This window comes from Leucobacter sp. M11 (genome assembly GCF_035726885.1).
GTDB lineage: Bacteria > Actinomycetota > Actinomycetes > Actinomycetales > Microbacteriaceae > JAPFRB01.
Genome location: NZ_JAPFRB010000008.1, coordinates 24,335 through 27,252, shown reverse-complemented (window position 1 = coordinate 27,252; position 2,918 = coordinate 24,335). Strand labels below are relative to the sequence as shown.

The 2,918-nt window shown below is 70.5% G+C and carries 3 protein-coding genes and 1 pseudogene; all 4 read left to right on the top strand.

Annotated elements, in window-relative coordinates; translation table 11 throughout:
- Nucleotides 1–316 (top strand): annotated as a pseudogene (locus OOT08_RS18585) (hypothetical protein); the annotation flags it as partial.
- 110 nt (nt 317–426) lie between these two features.
- Nucleotides 427–1,467, top strand: a complete 1,041-nt coding sequence (hrcA, locus tag OOT08_RS18580) for a heat-inducible transcriptional repressor HrcA (protein ID WP_325094380.1) — start codon at nt 427–429, stop codon at nt 1,465–1,467.
- A 67-nt stretch (nt 1,468–1,534) separates the two neighbouring features.
- Nucleotides 1,535–2,638: a molecular chaperone DnaJ gene (gene dnaJ, locus OOT08_RS18575; protein ID WP_325094378.1), complete on the top strand. Its 1,104-nt coding sequence runs from the start codon at nt 1,535–1,537 to the stop codon at nt 2,636–2,638.
- Nucleotides 2,639–2,641: 3 nt separating this feature from the next.
- Nucleotides 2,642–2,918, top strand: a 277-nt coding sequence (locus OOT08_RS18570) for an RNA methyltransferase PUA domain-containing protein (protein ID WP_325094377.1), incomplete at its 3' end; no start/stop codon positions are given.

Below are 2,918 nucleotides of genomic sequence, written 5' to 3'. Positions count from 1 at the left end.
TTTCACGGCCTCGGCGACGCTCACGGCGGACGGCGCGCTCGACCTCGTCACGTTCGGCAGCTCCAGCTGCGTGCCCGCCGTCGGAACGGTGACCGCGCCAGCTGCCGACGAGCTCCGAGTCGAGCTCAAGACCGCGCAGTTCCAGGTCTGCACGGCGGATTACGGGCCGCAGGAAAACTCCCTGGAGGTGCCGGAGGAGGCGAGCGGGCGGCCCCTGCGGGTCACCCTGGTCTGGGTGGACGAGGAGGAGACCGACGATCTCGTGCTCACCGCCGAGGAAGCCGGGGCCCGGGGCGGGTCGTTCGCCGAGGGCTGAGCCGCCGGGCGTGGCCTCCCGGGAAACGTCCCGGACCGTGCGCTAGACTTGGCACTCGCAATGTACGAGTGCCAGCCGAAGGGCGGCACGCTGAGTAGCCGGGAGGAAACGTGGTCACGGACCGGGGGCTTGACGTCCTGCGAGCGATCGTCAATGACTACGTGTCCTCGCACGAGCCGGTCGGCTCCAAGGCGATCGTGGACCGACACAACTTCGGCGTCTCCGCCGCCACGATCCGCAACGACATGGCGATGCTGGAGGACGAGGAGCTCATCGTGGCCCCGCACACCTCCTCCGGCCGGGTGCCCACGGACAAGGGCTACCGGCTCTACGTCGATACCCTCGCCGAGGTGCGCCCGCTGAGCGTGGCCCAGCGGCGCGCGATCGAGCGCTTCCTCGGCGAGTCCGAGGACCTCGACGATGCCCTGAGCCGCACCGTTCGGCTGCTCGCCCAGCTCACGAACCAGGTCGCCGTCGTGCAGTACCCCACGCTGCGTCGCGCCGTGATCCGGCACCTCGAACTCGTCCCGGTGGGCGAGAACCGCGTGCTGTGCGTCCTGATCACCGGCACCGGCGTCGTCGAGCAGCACGTCGCCCGGCTCCCCGCCGCCCGCGTCAGCGAGGCCTGGGTGAGCGGGCTCCGGGACCGGGTCATGGGCGAGATCATGGGGCACGACCTTGAGGCGGCCGCCACGCGGCTCGACGCGCTTGACGCCGACCTCGAAACCTGGGCGGACCCCGCCGACGGCACGATCATCCGCTCCGTGCTCGCGGTCATCGCCGAGCAGATCCGCTCCAACCGCTCCGACCGCATCGCGCTCGCGGGCACCGCGAACCTGCTCCGCAGCGGGCACGAGTTCGCGGCCAATGTCACGCCGGTGCTCGAGGCGATTGAGGAGCAGGTCGCCCTGCTCCGGCTCGTGTCCGAGCTCGTGACGGACGGCGAGATCGTGCGCGCCTCGATCGGCCGGGAAAACGCCCAGTACGGGCTCCCGGAGACCGCCGTGCTCGCGAGCCGCTACGAGGGCGGCGACGACTCCTCAGCGCGGCTCGCGGTGCTCGGGCCGATGCAGATGGACTACGCGGGGAACATCGCCTCGGTGCGCGCCGTGGCCCGCTACCTGAGCAAGCTCCTGGCCTCGAACGACTAAGCCGTGATCCCCCCACAGATTTTCCCCCACAACGTGAATCACCCCGAATACGAAGGAGTCACCGCACGTGGCTGACCACTACGGAGTCCTGGGCGTCGAGCGCGACGCAAGCCCGGAAGAAATCAAGAAGGCGTACCGGAAGCTCGCCCGCGAGCTGCACCCGGACGTGAACCCGAGCCCCGAGGCCTCGGAGAAGTTCAAGGACGTCACCCACGCCTACGACGTGCTCAGCGACCCGCAGCAGCGGCAGCAGTACGACCTGGGCGGCTCGGGCAACGGGCAGGGCGGCTTCGGCGGCTTTGGCGACATCTTCGAGACCTTCTTCGGCGGGCAGGGCGGCTTCGGCGGCCAGCAGGGGCCGCGCCCCCGCGCCGAGCAGGGCCAGGACGCCCTGATCCGGATCGACGTGAGCCTCGAAGACATCGTCTTCGGCACGAAGCGCGAGGTGCCCATCGACACCGCCGTGCGCTGCGCGACCTGCGACGGCAGCTGCTGCCAGCCCGGCACCTCGCCCTCGACCTGCGACATCTGCCACGGCTCTGGCTTCGTGCAGCGCCAGGTGCGCTCGATGTTCGGCAACGTCGTCACGAACCACCCCTGCGGCACCTGCCAGGGACACGGCACCGTGATCGAGAACCCCTGCGTCACCTGCGACGGCAAGGGCCGCGTGCGCGAGCGCAAGACCATTTCGCTGGACATCCCGTCCGGCATCGAGACCGGCACCCGGATGCAGATGCGCGGCGGCGGCGAGGCCGGACCCGCGGGCGGCCCCAACGGTGATCTCTTCATCGAGTTCCGCGTCAGCCACCACGACGTGTTCAGCCGCGAGGGCGACGACCTGCTGGCGACCCTCGAGGTCGCGATGACCGACGCCGTGCTCGGCACCGAGACCACGATCGAGGGCCTGGACGGCCCCGTTGAGCTCGAGATCCGGGCGGGCGTGCAGAGCGGCGATGTGCTCACGATCAAGAACCGCGGCATCACGAAGCTCCGCTCGAACGCGCGCGGCGACCTGAAGATCGCGGTGCACACGGTGATCCCGACGAAGCTCGGCAAGCGCGAGCAGGAGCTGGTCCGCCAGCTGCACGCGCTGCAGAAGCCGAAGCCGCCGCACCTGGGCGAGTTCCAGCAGGGCATGTTCGGCAAGATCCGCGACCGCTTCTTCCGCTAAGCCGTGGCGAATCTCTACTTCGCGGAGCCCGAGAGCCCGGAGGCCTTCGCCGACGGCGCGGAGCTGACGATCGGCGGTCCGGAGGGTCGGCACGCCGTAACCGTGAGCCGGATCCGCGCGGGCGAGACGATTCTGATCGGCGACGGCTCCGGCCGCCTCGCGGACGCCGAGGTCACGAGGGTCGCCGGGAAGGCGTTCACCGTTCGCCTCGGCGCGGTGCGCGCGGAGCCCGCTCCCGCGCCCCGGCTCCTGCTCGTCCAGGCGCTCGCGAAGGGGGACC